The organism is Chlorobaculum sp. 24CR (assembly GCF_004118635.1).
Lineage (GTDB): Bacteria > Bacteroidota > Chlorobiia > Chlorobiales > Chlorobiaceae > Chlorobaculum.
Window position 1 is genome coordinate 1 of the sequence record NZ_SDGU01000078.1, and the last position, 3,981, is coordinate 3,981.

Sequence of the window (3,981 nt, forward strand, 5' to 3'; positions counted from 1 at the left end):
GAGTCAAGGTCGAGAAATTGAGTATAAAAAGTTGCATTCACAGCAGCTCCAACTCTTCTAAATACCTCGAAGCTCTGCTTCGAGGATCCTTTATTCTGAGCAAGTTGGTATGGCATATCCATTTATTAAAGGCTCTGATGGACGTGTTTTTAAGTATGCTGTTAATTATAAGTCAGAAGTTGGTCGTGGTGCAGAGTGGTATAAAGAGTATTATGAATATTTTGAAAAACTGTTTGGCGGTGGTGTTCCAATAAGCGAATTTGTTGCGTTATGGAGGGGTGATGCAAAATAAAATAATGTTTTTTTCTTTGGGTGGTTTTTTTGAGAAAAGGCATATCTTGCTTCCTATGCTTGAATATTTGAGGATAAGACATGAGGCCTCATATGAGAATGTTTTTATAAAAAAAGTTTATGATAGCTTTCCAAATATGATATGGGCAGGCGGAAGGACAAATGTTAGCCCAGAGAAGATGCCTTTATCTGAAGTTGAAGAGCTTTTGGTCGCGTATAATAGGCTTGGTGTTGGTGTGTATCTGACTCTAACGAATCATTTTATTGATAAGATAGATTTGAGTGATGCCTATTGTAATGAGGTCTTGAAAATTTTATCTCAAAGTCATCAGAATGGTGTTATAGTGAATTCTGCATTGTTGGAAAAATATGTTCGTAATAATTATCCCTCATTGAAGGTATCATTGTCATTAATTCATTTTTATTCGCAACCAGACTTAAAGTCAAGTTTTGACTCTATAGATTTTTCTCGTTATGAGAGTGTGGCGATACCGCCAGAATTGAACAATGTTTATTGTGACGGTTTTATGGAGAAAATTGAATATTTGATTAATGAGACTTGCCCTCCAAATTGCAAACATAAATCACATCATTATAAATTGATTAGTCTTGCGAATAAAATAGGCGATGCATCTATTAGCGCTGGTTTTTGTTCAAGACATTGCACTGATTTGCAGAATCATTTTTTTCTTGTAAGCACAAAAGAACGACTCGCTTTTATGAATGAAGAATATGGTGTAATGAGGTTTAAGTTTGGTGGGCGAGGGTCTTCAGATAAAGCTTATCTATTGCTTTTGATGTATTATTTCGTAAAAAAAGAGTTTGTGCAATCCTTTCTTGATTATGCAGGTATTGCTGACTTGAACGTGAATGACGATCTTTACGGACAGGTTTTTAAAATGCCGTATAAAGAAAAAATGTGGGCATGAAGTGTATGTTTCATTGAGTTGCTTTTCAGGCAAATCAGCTTGATAATTCTAACCTTCTTCCCACTTACCATGCCCCCCCTCACCATCTGCATCACCGGAAGCACGGACGGCATTGGCCTTGCGGCGGCGAAGCGGTTCGCGGCGGCTGGGCATCGGGTGATCGTGCATGGGCGCAGTGCTTCGCGGATCAAGGCTGCGTCGGCGGAGATTGCGCGGGCTGCGGGTGTGGAGCCGGTTGGGGCTTTGAAGGCGGACTTCACCGATCTCGATGCGGTCTGTTCGATGGGGCGGGAGCTGGTTGAGCGCTATCCCGGTCTTGATCTGCTCGTCAACAACGCGGCGGTTTACATGCCGACGCGAACGCTCACACCGGAAGGGTACGAGACCAGCTTCTGCGTCAACTACCTCGCTCCGGTCCTGCTGACGGGCGTCGTCAAGCCCGCGCTGATCGCCAACAGCGGATCGGTGCTCAACGTGAGTTCGGTCGATCATCACAGCGCCGTGTTCGATCCGGCCAACATGCAGGGCGAGCGCGACTATTCGGGCTACGACGCCTACGCTCGGAGCAAGCTCTTCAACATCATGTTCACGCTCGACTCGGCAAGCGACGTGCGCTCGAACTCGCTCGATCCGGGCGTGATCGCCACCAAGCTGCTTCACGCCGGATGGTCGCTTGCCGGTGACGATGCGTCGGTCGGCGGGGAGGAGGTCTTCGGGACGGTGATGGAGATCGCACGGAACGGCTGGAACGGCGAGTATTTCGAGAACCTCCGCCCGGCCCGCTGCTCACCGGTCGCCGGAGATGCCGCCGCCCGGCGGGAACTTACGGAACTGACCGGCGAGATGCTGCGGCGGTTCATATTCTGAGAAGAAAGATGTACTTTTACAAAGTATAATCGTTCAAACCCCTGATGTTCTTTGCGCGCCCCTCTACCGGCAAAACCGGTATGCGCAAAGGAACGAACTTATAAGACAACACCATGAAAAAGCTGAGACCGAGTGGCGGTTATCGGAGTGCCGCCAGTTTTCAGACGGCTACCCTGATCTACGATGCCACCTGCCTGTTTTGCGAGAAGTTCGTCGATTCCCGGTCGCGGATGCTCGACCAGATGACGCAGGCGGCGCGTTCAGGGCGGCAGAACATCGCGGAAGCCAGCCGCGCTTCGGCGACCTCTTCGCAGACGGAGCTGCGGCTGCTCAACGTCGCCCGTTCGAGCCTCGAAGAGCTGCTGCTCGATTTCGAGGATTACCTGCGCCATCGGCGTCTGGCGCAATGGGCGCTATCGAGCGCTGAATTGCAAGCTGTTCGCGAAGTGCCGAAGCGGTTCCGGCAAGAGCGGACGGATCAGTCGGATCTGACCGATCTTTCAGATTCGGAGCGCTGGGCGCTGTATGCTCCGTGGCTGGAGCATGAGCGGGCCGAAGTGCGGGCCAATGCGATCATCTGCCTGATTCATCAGACGAGCTACCTGCTCGACCGACAAATTGCCGCGCTGGAGGAGTCGTCCGTCGAGGAGGGCGGGCACAGCGAGCAACCTGCCGCCTCGCGTCTGGTCGTGCGGGAACGTCAGAGCCCAGAGCCACACCGTCAGCCGACGCCTGCCGGGGCGACCCCCTCATGCCCGAAATGCGGCAGGCCGATGACGTTGCGCACGGCCAAAGCTGGCCGGAACGCGGGAAAGCCCTTCTGGGGCTGCTCAGGCTACCCCGACTGCAAAGAGGTGGTGCGGGTGTGAGAGTTAGGGCGGATCGGTAGGTGGACTGTTGCCGAGCGTGGAGACTCGACGGAGCTGCTGACCGAAATCACCTGCCCGACGCTCGTCGTCAACGGCATGGAGGATATTGCCACCACGACGGCGGTTTCCGCCGGAATGTACGCCCTGATTCCCGGCTCGAAGCTCGAACTGATTCCCGAAGCAGGCCGCCTCTCAAACCTCGACCAGCCCGCGATGTTTAACCGAATATTGCTGGAGCATTTGCAAAGCCTGTAAAAAAGAAGAACCCCCAACCGGAGCGAACTGGTTGGGGGTTTCTCTTTTCTGCCCTCTGCTTTCCTTTCCTTCTCTACTGCCATAGCGAGTCGATCAGTGAATAGGAGTTCATGTCGGGTCGGTTAAACTTTGAAAAAAGCCAAACATTTCCCGCATTATTTGTTGTGGCTTCGTGTTTTATGCATTTTTCGTTGTCACCTTTTTTAAACTTCTAATAAATGATTCGTTCTTGGTCTCTTTCAGTAAAATGGCTTTAAGTTCTTCCCAATAATCTGTAGCGACTTGCTTTGAAAGTTCATCACAAATAATATGGGCAAGCTTTTCTTCAAAGTCAATCCACTTCTCACTCATAATAATTTCTGTCCTTGGTGAATTTAAATCCAAGTCATTGTTGCCTCCAATATCTACTACTAAAACAAGTGGGAATGGCCATGAAATCTTCGCTTGATTATTCCTTCTTCTCCAAGATTCGGGGAACAAAGTAGTTGGAATTTCAATACCATGCAATGAGACTCTTGATTGGGATTCAGTAAACTTGCTAAACGAACTTGATTCATTTATATCGCCTTCATCATTAATCGTAATTGATTGTGAAGATTCAGAAATTGAATCTCTATGGGATATATTCCCCGAAGCTCTGCTTCGTTAAAGATAAAAGTGTAATAATTGAGCATATATATTCATAAAAGTCATAATGTATCTATACTCATATACCATTTTGTGTGTCCTGCAAAGTATAGGCGTGTCGTATTTTCCGAGGCAGTAGATAA

The 3,981-nt window shown here is 48.7% G+C and carries 6 protein-coding genes and 1 pseudogene; 6 read left to right on the forward strand and 1 reads right to left on the reverse strand.

Annotation, left to right across the window (positions count from 1 at the left end):
- Positions 1 to 109 precede the first annotated feature (109 nt).
- The 5 genes from EST62_RS12315 to EST62_RS12335 all read left to right on the forward strand — a co-directional run bounded on the left by EST62_RS12315 (position 110) and on the right by EST62_RS12335 (position 3,211).
- Complete coding sequence (locus EST62_RS12315; RefSeq protein ID WP_129052367.1) at positions 110 to 292, forward strand: hypothetical protein; 183 nt, start codon at positions 110 to 112, stop codon at positions 290 to 292.
- On the forward strand, positions 282 to 1,220 hold the full coding sequence (locus EST62_RS12320; RefSeq protein WP_129052368.1) for a hypothetical protein: 939 nt from the start codon (positions 282 to 284) through the stop codon (positions 1,218 to 1,220). The genes EST62_RS12315 and EST62_RS12320 overlap by 11 nt, the downstream gene beginning before the upstream one ends.
- 69 nt (positions 1,221 to 1,289) lie before the next feature.
- The gene (locus EST62_RS12325) at positions 1,290 to 2,087 is read left to right on the forward strand and encodes an SDR family NAD(P)-dependent oxidoreductase (RefSeq protein ID WP_129052369.1); all 798 of its coding nucleotides are present in this window, start codon (positions 1,290 to 1,292) and stop codon (positions 2,085 to 2,087) included.
- Positions 2,088 to 2,200: 113 nt separating this feature from the next.
- Positions 2,201 to 2,956, forward strand: coding sequence for a four helix bundle suffix domain-containing protein (locus EST62_RS12330; RefSeq protein ID WP_129052370.1), 756 nt, complete (start codon positions 2,201 to 2,203; stop codon positions 2,954 to 2,956).
- Positions 2,957 to 3,052: 96 nt separating this feature from the next.
- Positions 3,053 to 3,211 carry an alpha/beta fold hydrolase gene (locus tag EST62_RS12335; RefSeq protein WP_245153651.1) on the forward strand — a complete coding sequence of 53 codons (159 nt, stop codon included), beginning with the start codon at positions 3,053 to 3,055 and terminating at the stop codon, positions 3,209 to 3,211.
- A 177-nt stretch (positions 3,212 to 3,388) separates the two neighbouring features.
- On the opposite strand, the gene EST62_RS12340 is transcribed toward EST62_RS12335, so the two are convergent.
- A complete protein-coding gene (locus EST62_RS12340) occupies positions 3,389 to 3,718 on the reverse strand; it encodes a hypothetical protein (protein WP_129052371.1) in 330 nt (109 codons plus the stop codon).
- 159 nt (positions 3,719 to 3,877) lie between these two features.
- Between EST62_RS12340 and EST62_RS12345 the strand changes: the two are divergent.
- A pseudogene (locus tag EST62_RS12345) lies at positions 3,878 to 3,981 on the forward strand (IS200/IS605 family transposase); the annotation flags it as partial.

Bases quoted from the DNA above. Each gene is read 5' to 3' on its own strand.
- EST62_RS12320 (WP_129052368.1), top strand. From the start codon at position 282: ATGCAAAATAAAATAATGTTTTTTTCTTTGGGTGGTTTTTTTGAGAAA.
- EST62_RS12315 (WP_129052367.1), top strand. From the start codon at position 110: ATGGCATATCCATTTATTAAAGGCTCTGATGGACGTGTTTTTAAGTAT.
- EST62_RS12325 (WP_129052369.1), top strand. From the start codon at position 1,290: ATGCCCCCCCTCACCATCTGCATCACCGGAAGCACGGACGGCATTGGC.
- EST62_RS12335 (WP_245153651.1), top strand. From the start codon at position 3,053: ATGGAGGATATTGCCACCACGACGGCGGTTTCCGCCGGAATGTACGCC.
- EST62_RS12330 (WP_129052370.1), top strand. From the start codon at position 2,201: ATGAAAAAGCTGAGACCGAGTGGCGGTTATCGGAGTGCCGCCAGTTTT.